12 protein-coding genes are annotated in these 15,895 nt (G+C 73.3%); all 12 read right to left on the bottom strand.

From position 1 onward, the window contains the following. Nucleotides 1-92: 92 nt before the first annotated feature. On the bottom strand, nucleotides 93-758 hold the full coding sequence (locus tag IT347_05995; protein MCC6349127.1) for a DNA-3-methyladenine glycosylase: 666 nt from the start codon (nucleotides 756-758) through the stop codon (nucleotides 93-95). Beyond that, nucleotides 755-2,122, bottom strand: coding sequence for a phosphomannomutase/phosphoglucomutase (locus IT347_05990; protein MCC6349126.1), 1,368 nt, complete (start codon nucleotides 2,120-2,122; stop codon nucleotides 755-757). The genes IT347_05995 and IT347_05990 overlap by 4 nt, the downstream gene beginning before the upstream one ends. Continuing rightward, on the bottom strand, nucleotides 2,119-3,138 hold the full coding sequence (prfB, locus tag IT347_05985) for a peptide chain release factor 2 (protein ID MCC6349125.1): 1,020 nt from the start codon (nucleotides 3,136-3,138) through the stop codon (nucleotides 2,119-2,121). Before prfB ends, IT347_05990 begins: the two co-directional genes overlap by 4 nt. Before the next feature lie 193 nt (nucleotides 3,139-3,331). After that, entirely contained in the window at nucleotides 3,332-5,194 is a 1,863-nt protein-coding gene (locus IT347_05980; GenBank protein ID MCC6349124.1) for a hypothetical protein, read from the bottom strand. Nucleotides 5,195-5,250: 56 nt separating this feature from the next. Next, nucleotides 5,251-5,931 carry a dephospho-CoA kinase gene (locus IT347_05975; GenBank protein MCC6349123.1) on the bottom strand — a complete coding sequence of 227 codons (681 nt, stop codon included), beginning with the start codon at nucleotides 5,929-5,931 and terminating at the stop codon, nucleotides 5,251-5,253. A 73-nt stretch (nucleotides 5,932-6,004) separates the two neighbouring features. Continuing rightward, complete coding sequence (gene polA, locus IT347_05970; GenBank protein MCC6349122.1) at nucleotides 6,005-8,860, bottom strand: DNA polymerase I; 2,856 nt, start codon at nucleotides 8,858-8,860, stop codon at nucleotides 6,005-6,007. A 138-nt stretch (nucleotides 8,861-8,998) separates the two neighbouring features. Continuing rightward, the gene (locus IT347_05965; GenBank protein ID MCC6349121.1) at nucleotides 8,999-9,730 is read right to left on the bottom strand and encodes a class I SAM-dependent methyltransferase; all 732 of its coding nucleotides are present in this window, start codon (nucleotides 9,728-9,730) and stop codon (nucleotides 8,999-9,001) included. After that, nucleotides 9,727-10,353 carry a nicotinate-nucleotide adenylyltransferase gene (locus tag IT347_05960; GenBank protein MCC6349120.1) on the bottom strand — a complete coding sequence of 209 codons (627 nt, stop codon included), beginning with the start codon at nucleotides 10,351-10,353 and terminating at the stop codon, nucleotides 9,727-9,729. Before IT347_05960 ends, IT347_05965 begins: the two co-directional genes overlap by 4 nt. After that, nucleotides 10,350-11,210, bottom strand: a complete 861-nt coding sequence (gene bamD, locus IT347_05955) for an outer membrane protein assembly factor BamD (GenBank protein MCC6349119.1) — start codon at nucleotides 11,208-11,210, stop codon at nucleotides 10,350-10,352. Before bamD ends, IT347_05960 begins: the two co-directional genes overlap by 4 nt. Nucleotides 11,211-11,245: 35 nt before the next feature. Continuing rightward, nucleotides 11,246-12,001, bottom strand: a complete 756-nt coding sequence (locus tag IT347_05950) for a hypothetical protein (protein ID MCC6349118.1) — start codon at nucleotides 11,999-12,001, stop codon at nucleotides 11,246-11,248. A gap of 14 nt (nucleotides 12,002-12,015) precedes the next feature. Next, nucleotides 12,016-13,419: a 30S ribosomal protein S12 methylthiotransferase RimO gene (gene rimO, locus IT347_05945; GenBank protein MCC6349117.1), complete on the bottom strand. Its 1,404-nt coding sequence runs from the start codon at nucleotides 13,417-13,419 to the stop codon at nucleotides 12,016-12,018. Next, nucleotides 13,416-15,689 (bottom strand): DNA translocase FtsK 4TM domain-containing protein, encoded by a 2,274-nt coding sequence (locus IT347_05940; GenBank protein ID MCC6349116.1) that lies wholly within the window; start codon nucleotides 15,687-15,689, stop codon nucleotides 13,416-13,418. Before IT347_05940 ends, rimO begins: the two co-directional genes overlap by 4 nt. Nucleotides 15,690-15,895 lie beyond the last annotated feature (206 nt).

The following is a 15,895-nucleotide window of genomic DNA, read 5'->3' as shown; positions in this document are numbered from 1 at the left end:
GGACGGACGTCACCGTGCGGACGGTGGACGGGCCCACCATCCGGTGAGGGTCACGCACGGTCAACGAACGGTGCGGAACAGGGAGCGGGATACTAGGGACGCGCGCGCGAGGGTGTCAACGGTGGAGTCGCGCGACCCCGTCGCCCGCGACGCGGACGCCCCGGGCCAGAGACACAGGGATGGCCTTCGAGCCAGAAACGCCAGCGACGATCGAGCCCGACCCGGATCCCGACGCGCACGCCCGCGACCACCCGCCTGCCCGTGCGCACGGGCGCGGCCGCGGTCACGCGCAGGGGGCCGTGCACCAGGTCGAGACCGCTGTGCTCGCGCGTCAGCCCGAGCGCCTTCGCGACGCAGCCCGGGCCGCGCATGAGACGTTCGGTTTCCCGGATTCCGCGCCGCTCCCGGGCCAGAGCCAGCCCTTCGAGCGGTTCCAGCGCCCGCACCAGGACCGCGGCCGCCGTGCCCGTTCGTCCGCAGACGATGTTCAGGCAGTGGTGCATTCCGTAGGTGAAGTAGACATACGCGTGGCCCGCGGGCCCGAACATCACCCGGGTGCGCGGCGTCTCGCCCCGAAAGGCGTGGCTCGCCGGGTCGCTTTCGCCGCGATACGCCTCGACCTCGACGATCCGGCCGGCGACGCGCTCGCGCCCGAGATCACACTCGAGCACCCGGCCGAGCAGCGCGCGCGCCACGACCACCGGATCGCGGGCGTAGAACGCGCGCGGCAGCGGCCGGGACGCGCGCCGCGACGTCAGTGCGCCTTCTCGGCGCCGACGCCGAGGCGGCGCAGCGGCTCCATCATGGACGCCTGGATCTCGGCGAGGCGTTCCGGAGTCCGCGCCTCGAAGCGCACGACGACGACCGGCTGCGTGTTGGACGCGCGCACCAGGCCCCAGCCGTCGCCGAACTCGACGCGCGCGCCGTCAATGTCGATCACCCGGTAGCGGCCGGCGAACTCCCGCTTCATCTCCTCGGGGATCTGGAACTTCCGCTCCTCGGGGCACTCGAGCCGGGTCTCGGGCGTGGAGCAGTACTGCGGCAGGCTGGCGACCAGCTCGTCGAGGCTCCGGCCGGTCGAGGCGACGTAGCGCAGCAGCCGCCCCGCCGCGAACAGCGCGTCGTCGAAGCCGAAGAAGCCCTCGTTGAAGAACATGTGCCCGCTCATCTCGCCCGCGATCGGGGCGCCGGTCTCGTGCAGCCGCTTCTTGATCAGCGAATGGCCGGTCTTCCACATCACGGGCCGGCCGCCGTGCGCGGCGATGTCCTCCGCCAGCGCCTGCGAGCACTTCACGTCGAAGATGATCTCGGCCCCGGGCACGCGGGCGAGCACGTCGCGCGCGAACAGCGCCAGCAGCTGGTCGCCCCAGACGATGCGTCCCGAGCCGGTGACCGCTCCGATGCGATCGGCATCGCCGTCGAATCCGATGCCGAAGTCGGCGCCCGTTTCCGCCACCTTCTTCTGCAGGTCCACGAGCAGCGCCGGGACCGTCGGGTCGGGCAGGTGGTTGGGAAACGTGCCGTCCAGCTCGGCGAACAGCGGGTGCACCGTGTGACCCATGCGCTCGAACACCTGCGGCACCACGGTGCCCGCGCAGCCGTTGCCGCAATCCATGACCACGCGCAGCCCCCGCGGGCTGCGGCAGCGCTCGATCAGCATCGCGCGGTACTCGTCGAGGATCGGCCGGTCCGACCAGCCTCCCTGCCCCAAGTCGAGATCGCCCGAAGCGATCCTCTCCCGCATCTGCTGGATCTCGGCGCCGTAGAGCGGCAGCTTCCGCTTCGTCATCTTGAAGCCGTTGAACTCCGGCGGATTGTGGCTGCCGGTGATCTGCATGCCTCCGTCAAGGCCGCGGGCGGCGACGGCGTAATAGAGCGCCGGCGTCGGCACCGTGCCGACGCGCTCGACGTGCAGCCCGGCGGCGAGCATGCCCCTCTCGGCCGCGGCGGCGAGCCGCACGCTGCTCGGCCGCACGTCGCGGCCGAGGGCGGCGCGTGCGCCGCCTTCGCGGCGCAGAATCGTCGCGAAGGCCCGCCCCACGGCTTCCGCCGTCTCGTCCGTCAGCTCGGTCGCGTGCAGTCCTCGAATGTCGTACTCGCGGAAGATGTGGCCGGGGATCATGCGTTCTCCTTGCTCGGCTGCTGGGCCTTGAGCCACGCGTCGATGAACGGATCGATGCCGCCGTCCAGCACCCCGTGCACGTCGCCGATCTTCGTCTCGGTGCGGTGATCGTTCGCCATCGTGTAGGGCTGCAGCACGTACGAACGGATCTGGCTGCCGAAGTCGATGTCCTTCTTCGGGCCGGCGAGCGCGTCGGTCTTGGCCCGGGCCTCCTGCTCCTTCAGCACGAACAGGCGCGCCATGAGGATCTTCATGGCCGCGTCCTTGTTGCGGTGCTGGCTGCGTTCGGCCTGCGACTGGACGACGATCCCGCTCGGCAGGTGCGTGATGCGGACCGCGGACTCCGTCTTGTTGACGTGCTGGCCGCCCGCGCCGCCGGCGCGCATGGTGTCGATGCGCAAATCGCCGGGCGCGATCTCGACCTTGATGGTGTCGTCCAGCATCGGCAGCACCGAAATGCTGGAGAACGAGGTGTGCCGGCGCGCGTTCGCGTCGTAGGGCGAGATGCGGACCAGACGGTGCACGCCCGACTCGGCCTTGAGATAGCCGTAGGCGTATTCGCCGTCGATCGCGAGTGTCGCGTCCTTGATGCCCGCCTCGTCACCGGCCTGGTAGTCGAGGATCGAGACCGGGTAGCCCCGACGCTCGGCCCAGCGCTGGTACATGCGCATGAGCATTTCGGCCCAGTCCTGCGACTCGGTGCCGCCGGCGCCGGGATGGATGATCACGATCGCGCCGAGCTGGTCGTGCGGGCCCGAGAGCAGGCTGCGGGTTTCGAGGTCCGCGACCTGCGCCTCGAGCGCCCCGAGTTCCTTCTCGACCTCGCCGAGCATCGCCTCGTCGCCCTCGGCCTCGGCCAGTTCCAGCAACTCGGAGAGATTGCGTTGCGCCGAATCGCGCCCGCCCCAGTCGTCCAGCGTGCGCTTGGCCGTCTTGAGGCGCGCGACGACCTTCTGCGCGTCCTCGGGCCGGTCCCAGAAGCCGGGCTCGGCCATCTTCGCCTCGAAGGCGGTCACGTCGCGCGCGCAGCCCTCGACGTCAAAGGTACCTCCGCAGCCCCGCGAGACGGTCGCGGGTCTGCTCGAGGCGCTTGCGCAGTTCGGCGGAGGTCAGCATGGCTCGTGGGTCCGGGAAGGAGTGCGCGGGTGTCGCGGGCGATGCACCTTAGCGAAGAACCCGCGCCGCGAAAAGCGGACCGCACGCGGCGGCTCAGTCCCCGCTGTCGTCCCCGCCGCCGCCTTCGCCCTCGCGCAGGCCCCGCTCGGCCGCCTTCGCGCACTCGCGACCGAGCGGAGTGCCGCTCGAGCGCCCGAGCGCTCCCGCCACCTCGAACAGTTCCCGCCGCCGCGCGCCTTCCGCGAGCGAGGCGAGGTTGAGCGCGGCGTTGGCCGCGGCCGCACGTCCGGCCCCGAGTCCGCTCGAGCGGCCCCGGGCGAGCGCGCGCTCGTAGGTGTTCCCCGCTTCGAACTCCCGCTCGAGCGCGAGCAGGCAGTGCCCGGCGCTGGCCAGGGCCATCGCCGCCATCGCGTCCGCTTCCGGGTCGTGACGCTCGCGCAGTCTCGCGCCCGCCTCGCGGAATCGTTCCAGCGCGCGTTCGTGCCGGCCGGCCTGCCGGTCGAGGTGGCCGGCGAGCAGCAACGCGTCGAGTCCGATTCGCTCGCCCACCGGCGTGCCGCTCGAGAAGGCGGTCGCCGCGATTCCCTCCAGCTCGCCGCGAGCCCCCTTCGCATCGCCCGCGTGCAGTCGCCCGAAGGCGCGCGCGTAGGCCGCCGCGGCCGACAGCGCCCTGCCCGTCGGGGTGGCGATGGTCGCGCTGAAGGCCTCGGCTTCGGCCGCGAGCCGGCCCGCCTCCTCCCAGCGATCGAGTCCGCACAGCACCCGGTGCAGCGTGCACGCGGCCTGCGCCGCAAGCTCGCGCACCGACGCCTCGGCATGCCCGCGGCCCCGCGCGAACGCGGCCGCGAGATGCTGCGCGGCGGCCTCGCGCTCGCCGGCTTCGCCCAGCGACTGTCCGATGCGCATGCCGGCCAGCACTTCGAAACGTTCCCGCGCGTCCGGCTCGCAGTCCGCCGCCAGCGCCTGCGCCTCGCGGTAGTGCGGAAGCGACTCGGCGTGCCGGCCCGCGGCGAGCGCCTGCTCGCCGAGGCCGATGGCCGCCTGCGCCGCGGCGAGCGCGCCGTCGGCGAGCCCGCAGGCGCGGCCGAGTTCGATCGCGCGTCGGTAGTGGCGCGCGGCGTCCGATTCCCCGAGCAGCCCCTCGCGCTCGGCCATCGAGGCCAGGGCGAGCGCCGCCTTGGCCGACGCCATGAGCCCGAGCGGCGTGCCGCCGGGCTCGGTGATGCGGCCGACGTCCTCGAGCCGCTCGCGCGCACGCGCCGCGTCCCCGCGGCGTGCGTAGAGGTGGCCGAGGTTGAAGGCGGCGAGTCCGGCGGGATCCCAGCCGCTCGGGTGCGCCGCGCGGGAACCCAGTTCGATCGCGCGCTCCCAGACGAGCGCCGCGCCCTCGTCGTCGCCGGTTTCGCTGTGCAGCAGCCCGAGGTTGAAGGCCGCCTGCGTCAGCATGCCCAGCAGCAGCGGTCCCTCCGCGTCCCCTCCGAGCGAGAGCGCCTCCTCGTAGCGTCGGCGCGCCCCCGCCAGGTCGCCCGATTCCTGATCGAGGATCGCGAGGCGCGAAAGCGCGCCGGCCCGGCGCTGGCGCCCGGTCGGATCCGGCACGCGGAACGATCGCTCGATCGCCCGGCGCAGGTGGGCCGCGGCCTCGTCGCTCTCGCCGATCGCGCGCAGCCGCTCGCCCAGGTGCAGGGACGCCTCCATCACCATGACGTCGCCCGCCGCCCCGGGCAGCCGTTCGCAGAGCGCCAGCGCCGCGCGCAGCTTGCCGAGCCGCACCTCCGGAGAACGCTCCGCCAGCGCGAGCGCCAGGGCGGACGCGGCGTCCTGCGCGGGCCCATCCTCCGCCCCGGCGGGCCGCGGCCCGCCGGGCGCCGGCCGGCCGAACGCGCGCCGGGCCCACGCGCTCAGGCGCGCGCGCAGGCGGGCGAGGGGGCCGGAGCGGGTCGCGGGCTCGTGCATGGCTCAATCTTCTCACCACCCCCGGGGGCGGCGAAACCCCCGGCCGGCGCCCTCTTCTAATTGAGGCGGCCCGACCGCGCCTGCCGGAGCCGCTCGAGGGCCTCGGCCGCCGCGGTCGCCAGCGCGGACTCGCTGCCGCGGTTGTCGATCACCTCGTCGGCGGCGGCCGCGAAGGACGCGTTCGTCCGCTGGGCCGCGAGCCGGCGCCTGGCTTCGGCCTCGCTCCAGCCGCGTGCGCGCACCAGCCGCTCGACCTGCGCCTCCTCGGGCGCGACGACCGCGATCACCGCGTCGCACTCGCGCTCGAACGCCCAGTCGAGCATCAGCGCGGCGTCGATCACGACCGGCCCGCGGTGACCCTCGGCGGGCAGGGCCGCGAGCCGATCGCGCAGCCGGCGCAGGATGCGCGGGTGCACGAGGCCGTTCAGCCACTCGAGCGCGCGCGCGTCGGCGAACACGCGTGCGGCGACGAGGCGGCGATTGAGCCGGCCGTCGTCGAGGTAGACCGCCGGGCCGAACTCGCTCAGCATTTCCTCGCGCACCGCCGGATCGGTATCGGTGACCTCGTGCCCGATGCGGTCGGCGTCGAGCACGAGCGCGCCGCGCGCCGCGAGCGCCGCGGCGACGGTGCTCTTGCCGCTGCCGGCGCGGCCGACGAGGCCGACGATGAGCAGTCCGTCGGAAGCCGGCGCGCGGCGGGGCCGCCCGGGTTGCCGGGACTCCGGGGCGTGCGTCATGGCGTCCCCGTTCCCCGGGCCGGGGCGTTCGCGGGACCGCGACCGCCACGGCCCGACGGGGCGGCGTCCGCGGTCAGTGCACGTCGTACCACGTCGCACCCCGCCCGAGCGAAACCGTGAGCGGCACCGAGAGCTCGAAGCAGCCTTCCATTTCGCGCCGGACCAGCGCCCCGACGCGCTCGGCCGCGGCGGCCGGCGCTTCGATCAGCAGCTCGTCGTGCACCTGCAGCAGCAGCCGGGCGCCCGTGCCGCTGCGGCCGAGCGCGGCGTGCACGCGCAGCATCGCCAGCTTGACGAGGTCGGCCGCCGATCCCTGGATCGGCGTGTTGATGGCGACGCGCTCGGCCATCGAGCGCTCCATGCCGCCGCCGCGCAACTGCGGCAGCCAGCGGCGGCGGCCCAGCAGCGTCTGGACATAGCCCCGCTCGCGCGCCTCCTCGAGCGTGCGGTCGAGGTAGCGGCGCACGCCCGCGTAGGCGGTGAAGTAGCCGTCGATGAATTCCTTCGCCTCCTTGAGCTCGATGCCCATCTGCTGCGCGAGGCTGCGCGAGCCCATGCCGTACATGACGCCGAAGTTGACGACCTTGGCGCGCGAGCGCAGCTCCGCCGGAACTTCGCCGGCGACCTTGAAGATGCGGCGGGCGGTCGCGGCGTGCACGTCCTCGCCGGCGCGGAACGCCTCGAGCAGGCCGGGATCACCCGAGAGATGCGCCATGACGCGCAGCTCGATCTGCGAATAGTCGGCGCCGACGAGCTCGCAACCGGGCGCCGCGACGAACGCGCGCCGGATCGCGCGGCCGAGGGGCGTGCGGATGGGAATGTTCTGCAGATTCGGGTCGAGCGAAGCGAGCCGCCCGGTGGCGGCGCCGGTCTGCTCGAAGGTCGTGTGCACGCGACCGTCGGCCGGGTCCACCGCCAGCGGCAGGGCGTCGAGATAGGTGGACTTGAGCTTGGCGAGCGCGCGCCACTCGAGCAGCAGGCGCGGAAAGTCGTGGCTCGCCGCCAGGCCCTCGAGCACTTCGGAGTCCGTGGACCAGCCGGTCTTGGTCCGCTTGCTCGCCGGCAGCTTCAGCTTCTCGAACAGCAGCCGGCCGAGCTGCGGCCCGCTCGCGAGGTTGATGGGCTCACCGGCCAGCTCGTGCAGTTTCGCCTCCAGCTCCGCGATCCCGGCCGCGGCGGAAGCCGACTGCGTGGCGAGCACGCCGGCGTCGAGTGCGATGCCGGCGCTCTCCATCGCCACCAGAACCTCGATGAGCGGGTGCTCGAGCTTCTCGTAGAGCGACCACTGCTCGCGGGCCTCGAGCTGGGCGCGCAGCGCGTCGGCGAGCGGGAAGCAGGCGGCCGCGCGGCGTTCGGCTGCGTCCGCGACGACGCCGACCGGCAGCGCCCCCGGCCCGGTGCGGGCGCGCCCGCGCGCCGCCGGTTCGAGCGGCGCCAGCTCGACGCCGAGCACGTCGCGCGCCAGCGCCTCGAGCGAGTGCTCGCGCGCCGGGTCGCAAAGGAACGAGCCGAGGTGCAGATCGAACACCCCGCCCGCGAGCGGCAGCTGGTGGGCGGCCAGCACGTGCGTGTCGCGCTTCAGGTCGTGCGCGACCTTGCCGGCCGTGGCGTCGGCGAACAGCATCCCCAGCCACGACCGGGCCTGCGCGAGCGTGAAGTTGGGGCCGGCCTCGTGCGCGAGCGGCAGGTAGGCCGTCCGGCCGTCGCGCGAAGCGAGCGCGATTCCGACCAGGGCGGCGTGTCGCGCGGCGTCGCCGGTGAAGACCGGTACGACCGCGACGCCGTGCAGCCCGCGCGCGCGGACTTCGTGCACCTTCGCCTCGAGGGCGGCGAGCGAGACACCGCCGTCCGCCTCGGCGGCGGCGGTGAACAGGTCGCCCTGCGCGGCGCGCACAAGCACCGCCGGCAGCGGCGTCGCGGGCGGCGCGATGCCGGGACGGCCGAACTCCGCGGCGAGCGAAGCCGGCCCCGGCGGCGGCTCCTCGCGCTGCTCGGCGGCCGTGCCGCGTCGCCCGGCCGGACGCGCCGCGACCGGCGCCCCCGCCTCCCCGTCCGCGACCCCCTGCTCGCGCGCGACCGCCTCGAGCCGGCGCACCTCCCAGTGCTGCGCGAACGCCAGCAGCTCGTCGCGCCGGATGGGCGCGACGGCGAGCTCGTCGAGCGTGAGGCCGAGGTCGAGGTCCGTGCGGATGGTCGCGAGTTCGCGCGACAGCAGCGCCAGCTCGCGGTTCGCCTCGAGCCGGGCCTTGAGCGCCGGCTTCGTCACCTCGGCGAGCCGCCCGTAGAGTTCCTCGAGCGAACCGAAGCGGCCCAGCAGCTCCACCGCGGTCTTCTCGCCGACGCCGGGCACGCCCGGGATGTTGTCCGACGAGTCGCCCATCAGCGCGAGCACGTCGCGAATGCGCTCGGGACCCACCCCCCACCGGGCCCGCACCTCGTCGGCCGTCATCGCCTTCAGGTCGTCGCCCTTGCCCTGGGGCGCGAGCACGAGCACGCGGTCGTTCACGAGCTGCAGCATGTCCTTGTCGCCCGTCACGAGCACCACGTCGTAACCGGCCGCCGCGCCGGCGCGCGCGAGCGTCCCCATCACGTCGTCCGCCTCCATGCCCGACTGCTCGATCACCGGCAGGCCGATGGCCCGCGCGAGATGTTCGATCGGGTCGAGCTGCGAGTGCAGATCGTCCGGCATGGGCGGCCGGTGGGCCTTGTACTCCGGGTAGAGCTCGTGGCGGAACGTGGGGCCGGGACCGTCCCACGCGAGCGCCCACAGGTCGGGGCTCAGCTCGCGCCGGAGCTTGAGCGCGGTGTTCGCGAAGCCGAAGATGGCCGACGTGTTTTCGCCGCGGCTGTTGCGCAGCGGCCGGCCGATGAACGCGTAGTAGGCACGGTAGACGAGACCGAGCGCGTCGAGGACGACGAGGCGGGGCATGGCGTGGGACTCTCGCCGCCGGGATGGCGGGGCGTCAACCGGCCGCGTTCGCGGTCGGCCGGGCCGCCCCCCGGCGCGCCCGGTCCCCGGAGGCGAGGCGGCGGTGCGCGCCGCGCCGGCACCGCGGGCGCGGCGGTACTACCCGAGGCGCTTCGCCACCAGCAGGCGGTTCGTGCCGCGCCCGGGTCTCGCGCCCAGCGCGAGCAGCGTCCGGTCCATGGCCAGCAGCAGGCCGGGGAACCGGTTCAGGAACCGCCAGAAGCCGAGGTGGCGGTTCAGCAGCACGTGGGTGGGCACGAGCGGCGCGAGCTCGAAGCGCGCGCCGCTCGCATCGAGCACGGCGCGGTAGCGTTCGAGCGGCCGCATCTTGTTGTGCTCGGCGAGGCCCGCCGGCGCGCTGAAGAGATCGGTGACGAGCAGCGCTCCGCCGGAAGCCACCGCGCGCGCGAGGCGGGTCAACGCGGACTCCCACCTCGCGTCGTCGGTGACGTGATAGAGCACGTCGAAGACGTTGACGAGGTCGTAGGTGCCCTCGATCTCGGCTTCACCGACGTCCGCGAGCACGAAGCGCGCGTCCGGGTAGGCCGCTCGCAGCTTCGCGATGCTGGTCGGCGCGATGTCGAGCCCCGTGTAGTTCGCGCCGCGGCCGGTGTAGTAGGCGGTCCAGAAGCCGGTGCCGCAGCCGACGTCGAGCACCCGCTTCCCTCTCGGATCGAGCCCGGCGCCGGCGAGCGCGCCGTCGAGCACCTGGCGGCGCAGCGCGTAGCAGGCGCGGTTGTAGGCGAGCGACAGCCCGGGCTCGCCGGTGCCGCGCAGGTCGAACTGCTCCGCGAGCGTCCGCTCCCAGTACTCGGCCGGCCGGTAGGTCATCGGCTCCGCCGGTACAGGCGGTGCTTCGCGACGTAGCGCGCGACCGCGTCGGGCACGAGGTAGCGCAGCGACCGGCCGCGCGCGGCCACGGTCCGCAGGGCGCTCGAGGACACCTCGAGGGCCGGGTTCGAGAGCCGGCGCACTCCCCGCCCGCGCGTCGCGGCGCGCGAGTCCCGCGGCGGCTTCACGCCGGGCCGCAGCGCCACCACCAGGGTCGCGAGGGCCGCGATCTCGTCCGGCCGCGCCCACGAGTCGAACGTCGCGTACATGTCGGCGCCCATCAGCAGGAACAGCCGGGCGCGCGGGTGCGCGCGCGCGATCGCCGCAAGGGTGTCGGCGGTGTACGACGGGCCCGCGCGCCGGGTCTCGATCGTGGACAGCGCGAATGCCGGGTTGCCGCGCACGGCGGCGCGCGTCATGGCGAGGCGATGCGCGACGCTCGCGCGCGCGGCCGACTTGTGCGGCGGCGTGCCGGCGGGAACGAACAGCACGCGATCGAGCCGCAACTCCTCGCGGGCCCGTTCGGCGAGCGCGAGGTGGCCGACGTGCGGGGGATCGAAGGTTCCGCCGAACACTCCCAGCCGGCGGACTCCGGCGAGCCGCGGGCGTCGCGCCGCGGTCACGGCGTTCCCGAGATCCCGCCGGTCGAGCTGGGCGTCACGGGCGCCGGGGTCTGCGAGGGCTCGATCATCCGGTGCCGCTTCCCCCGCCGATCGCCCTCGGCGGGCCACTTCTCGACCTTGCGCAGCGCCTTGCCGGCCTGCTCGCCGAGCGGCTTGCCGGCGAAGTCGGTGACGAGGCCGCGCAGCACGGTCAGCGCGCTGTCCTTCTGGCCGAGCCGCGCGTCGGCGAGCGCGAGGCCGATGAGCGCGTCGCCGTACAGGGGGGTGTCCGAGTACTGCTCGATGACGCTGCGGAAGTACAGCTTGGCCGGCGCGTAGTACGCCTGCTTGAGGTACAGGTCGCCGGTTCGCCACAGCTTGCGCGCGAGTCGCGCGCGGCATTCGCCGATGCGTTCGCGCGCGAGGGACGTGTACGGGCTCGCCGGCCAGCTCTTCTCGAACTCCTGCCACTGCCCGAGCGCCTTGAGCGTGAACTCCTGGTCGAAGTCCGACTTGCGCGACTGGCCGAACAGCGCCTCGCCGAGCTGGTAGGAGGCCGACGACGCGCTGTCGCTTTCGGGGTACTCACGCAGCACGCGCTCGAACTGGACCTGCGCGTTCGCCCAGTCCCGCTGGCGCAGGTAGGTCAGGCCGAGCAGGTAGACCGCCTCGTCGATGTCCGCGTTGCCGGCGCCGGACTGCGCGTAGGACGAGAGCACCTGGGCGGCGAGCGTGTAGTCGCCCTTGTCGTAGAGCTGGCGTGCCAGCGGCAGGCGGCTCGCGTCGTTCATGATCTGCGGCACGACAGCGGCGCCGCAGCCGGCCAGCAGCGCCGCGAACACGGCCCCCGCGAGCGCGGTGCGAACGGAACGAAACACCCGACCTCCCTCCGGGGAGCGAAGCGAACCGCCGCTCACGGCCGGTTCTGGAAGAACAAGGCGACCAGCCCGCCGACGACCGCCACGACCAGCACCGGTTCGAACACCTTGTCCACGTTCCGCGACGGCGGCGTGTCCTTGAGTTCGGGGCGCTGCGGGTCCTCGACCAGCGCGACCTGCGAGCGGCTGAAGCGGTCCACGAAGTTCTGCGCGAAACGGTTGCTCCACAGCACGCGCGAGCCCACGGGCTCCCGCAGGCCGAGCGTGCCCTGCACCAGCACCTGCCGCTCGATCTTCACCCGTCCCGGCAGGAAGCCCACGAGCCGCAGGTAGGTGACCTTCACCGAGGCGAGCGTGTACTCGACGATCGGGTCGCCCGCTCCGGCGAAAAGCGTCGCGAGGCTGTCGTCGGGGATCGGCGTGCGGCGGATCACGACCTGCAGCCCGCGGCGCGTGAGCTGCTCGACGAGTGCGTCCTCGATCAGGAAGTTCAGCGAGTGGTCGTGCGTGGGCGCGACGACGACGCGCACGCCGGACTCGAGCGGGGCGCCCGCGAGACCCGCCGAGATGGCGCTGTCGGCGACGAAGCCGGCGAGCTGCAGGTTCGTGTACGGCACACGCGGGCCGCGCGAGCGCACCACGGGATCGAGGTACGGGTTCGCGACCGCGAGCGCGGAGTCCGCGGGCGCCTTGGGCCCGCTGGCGTACCGGAACCGCTTCGCATCGGCGGCCGTCGCGACGGCCCCGAGAGCCAGCGCCGCGAACAGCAGGGCAGCCAGGCGTGCACGCATCCGGAAGGTCCCCTTCAGCACGGCAGGATGTTGAGCGCGGGCTCGGCAGGCCGCTCCACCCGCGCGAACAGATCGTAGGCGGCCGCCCCGGTGACGCGCACCGTCGCGAGCTGCCCTGGAACGAGGTTCTCCCCCTCCACCACCACTCCACCGTCCACTTCGAAGGCCGAGCCCGCCGTGCGGGCGGCCCACTGCGAAGGCCCCCCGCGCCCGGTCCCGGGCGCGGGACCGTCCACCATCACCGTCAGCCGCTCGCCGATGCGGCGCGTCAGCCGGTCGTGCGAAAGGCGCTGCTGCAGCGCGAGCAGCCGCGCCCGCCGCGAGCGCCGGGTCGCGTACGGGACGCGCGGTTCCATGGCGTGCGAGGGCGTTTCCGGCTCGCGTTCGTAGCCGAACACCACGAGGTTGTCGAACGGCTCCTCCTCGACGTAGCGCAGGAGGGTCTCGAAGTGCTCGGTCGTTTCGCCGGGGAAGCCTACGATGAAGTTGGTGCGGAACGCCACGCCCGGAATGCCCCGCTTGATCCTCCGCACCAGCTCGCGGGTCTGGGTTTCGGTCATGGCGCGGCCCATCCGGCGCAGCAGGTCCTGCGCGATGTGCTGGAGCGGCATGTCCACGTACGGCACGACCCGCCGCGCGTTCGCCCAGGTCGAGATCAGCCGGTCGTCCCAGAGCCGCGGGTAGGTGTACTGGACCCGGATCCAGTGGAGCCCCTCCACCGCGTCGAGGGCGGCGAGCAGTTCGGCGAGCGCCGGCCGGCCGGGCAGGTCGGTGCCGTAACCGGTCGTGTCCTGGCCGATCAGGTTCAGCTCCCGGACGCCGAGGGCGGCGAGTTGTTCCGCTTCGGCGACCAGCGACTCGATCGTGCGGCTCTTCTGGTCTCCGCGCAGGCGCGGGATGATGCAGAACGTGCAGCGGTGGTCGCAGCCCTCGCTGATCTTGAGGTAGGCGATGTGGCGCGGGGTGCTGAGCGCCCGCGGCGTCAGCTGGTCCACGGCGCCGCCCGGATACGAGGTGTCGACGATCCGCTCGCGCGAGCCGCTCAGGCAATGGCGCGCCGCCGAGACGATGTCCTTCCAGTGGCCGGTGCCGAGCACCGCGTCCACTCCGGGGAACTCCTCGAGCAGCGAAGCGCCCGCGCGCTGGGCGAGGCAGCCGGTGACGATCAGCGCCCGCAGCCGCCCGGACGCCTTGAGCTCGGCCACGCGGGCGATCGCGTCCTTCGATTCGCGAACCGCGCTCTGCAGGAACGCGCAGGTGTTGACGACCGCGACGTCGGCCTCGGCCACGTCGGCGACGGTGCGGAAGCCGTCCTGCACGAGCGCGCCGAGCATGTGTTCGGAGTCCACCGTGTTCTTCGGGCAGCCCAGGGTCACGAACGCGAGCGCCGGCGCTCCGGCGCGGCCGGACTTCGTCACTCGAACCCCTTCTGCTGCAGCCAGTGCTGGTCCACCAGCACGTCGCGCGCCTTGCTGCCGTTGAACGGTCCCACCACCCCGAGCTGCTCGAGCTGGTCCATCAGCCGGCCCGCGCGCGAGTAGCCCACCTTGAGGCGCCGCTGCAGCAGCGAGGTGGAACCCTGGTTGTGCATGACCACGAGGCGCGCCGCCTCGGGCACGAGCTCGTCGTCCATGAATCCGTCGCCTTCCTCCTCCTCCTCCTCGTCCAGCGGCGCGTTCACGTCGGTCGCCAGCGGCGGGGGTGGCGGGGCTGCGAGCGCGGCGGCCTTGGCCCTCCAGAAATCCACGACGCGCGCCGTCTCCTCCTCGGAAACGAAACCGCCGTGCACGCGCACGGGCTCGGACTTGCCCATCGGCAGGAACAGCATGTCCCCCATGCCGAGCAGGTTCTCGGCGCCGTTCATGTCGAGCACGGTCCGCGAATCGGTCTTCGAGGCGACGCGGAAGGCGATGCGCGACGGGAAGTTCGCCTTGATGACGCCGGTGATGACGTCCACCGAGGGGCGCTGCGTGGCGAGCACGAGGTGGATGCCGACGGCGCGGGCCATCTGCGCGAGCCGCGCGATCGGCTCCTCGATCTCGGCCGGGGCGGTGAGCATCAGGTCGGCCAGCTCGTCGATGATGACGACCACGTAGCCGAGCCGCTGCGGCGGGCGCTGCCCGTTCTCGGGCGGCGGCAGCTTTCCCTCGGCGACGCGCTCGTTGTAGGTGTCGATGTTCCGCGCGCCGCAGCCCGCCAGCAGCTTGTAGCGCGTCTCCATCTCGCCGACCATCTTGCGCAGCGTCTTCGAGGCCACCTTCGCGTCGGTCACGACCGGCCAGACCAGGTGCGGCACGCCGTTGAACATGGACAGCTCGACCATCTTCGGGTCGATCATCACCAGTTGCAGCGACGACGGGTCGTGCTGGAAGAGCAGGCCGGTGATGACCGAGTTCAGGCACACGCTCTTGCCCGCGCCGGTCGAGCCCGCGACCAGCACGTGCGGCATCCGGGTCAGGTCGGCCACGAACGGCTGACCGTTCACATCCACGCCCAGCGGCACCTTGAGCGCCGCGTCGCTCTGGTCGTACGCCTGCGAGGAGAGCACCTCGCGCAGATACACCGTCCGCCGCCTCGGGTTCGGGATTTCCACCCCGACGGTGCCCTTGCCCGGGAGCGGGGCGATGACGCGAATGCGGCTGGCCCGCAGCGCCAGCGCCAGGTCGTCCTCGAGCGCCACGATCGAGTTCACCTTGACGCCCGCCGCGGGTTCGAACTCGAACATCGTCACGACCGGACCCGGATGGATCTCGGTCACGCGGCCCTGGATGCCGAAGTCCCCGAGCTTGGAGACGAGCAGGTTGGCCTGCGCGGTCAGGTCGGCGGCCGTCACCAGATCCTCGGGCTGCTTCGGCAGCTCGAGCAGGCTGAGCGGCGGCAGCGCCTCGGTCGGCGCGGGTCCGGTCGGGCGCTCGGCCTCGAGCGGCCGCGGCCTGGGCGCCACCGCCTTCTTGATGACGGGCGGCGGTGCAGGAAGCTCGAGCTGCGTCGCGGCGGCAGCCGGCACCGCAGGCGCGGACGCGGGCGTGTCGATCTTCGGCGCGGGCGCGGACGAGGCGGTGACCTCGGCGCCGCCGGCCGTCTTCGACCTGCGGCCGCGCGCCTCCCGGGCGCCGCTCTTCGCGGCGCGGCGCGCGGACTCGGCGCGGGCGTCGCGCCAGCGGGTGAATGCGCCGCCGATCCCGCCGGCGAGGCCGCGGGCCGGGCTCAGCACCAGTCCGTGCGCGAGCCGCCCGATCCAGTGAAAGCCCATCTCGCTCGCCGCCAGCACGGAGAGCAGGAGCAACGCGCCGGCCGTGATCCAGGAGCCCATGTGCCCGAGCGAAGCCTGCAGCGCGAGCGCCCCCGCGAGCCCCCACGCTCCCGCCCAGGTCCAGCGGTCGAGCCCGGCGAGGCCGAAGAGAGCGCAGATCTCGAAGACCAGCAGCACGCCCATCGCGCTCGTGGCGACGAGCGGCGGCGCGGGCCGGTTGCGAAGCCGGTTCCAGCTCCACACCAGCGCGAGCAGCGGCACTCCGAACGCCGCGGCGCGCCCGAAGATCCAGACGAGCCCGTAGGCGAGCGCCGCGCCCACCGGACCGCAGGCGTTCGCGGTCCGCCACGGGGCCTCGCCCTCGAGCGGGACATGGAAGGTGGCGATGCTGGCGGTCGCGAGGACGGCGAACGCCCCGAGGAGCACCGCGAGCATCTGGCGTTGTCGTTTGTCCGAGATTGAAGAAGCCACTGGAGGTCGCGACCTTAAGTCCCGTGAAATCCTTGGGCTTGGAGCCGGAGCCTGGCCGCCGCGCCAGCGCGGGCGGAACCCGGGGCGGGCCCGCCCAGCCACCCGCCTCCCTGGCGAGTGCGGCGGCATTGTGCACAACCCGCGCGGTCGGGGCAATGGCGGGAATTTCC

Source organism: Candidatus Eisenbacteria bacterium, assembly GCA_020847735.1.
In the GTDB taxonomy this organism is placed as follows: domain Bacteria; phylum Eisenbacteria; class RBG-16-71-46; order RBG-16-71-46; family RBG-16-71-46; genus CAIXRL01.
This window is presented reverse-complemented; position numbering and strand designations above follow the sequence as displayed.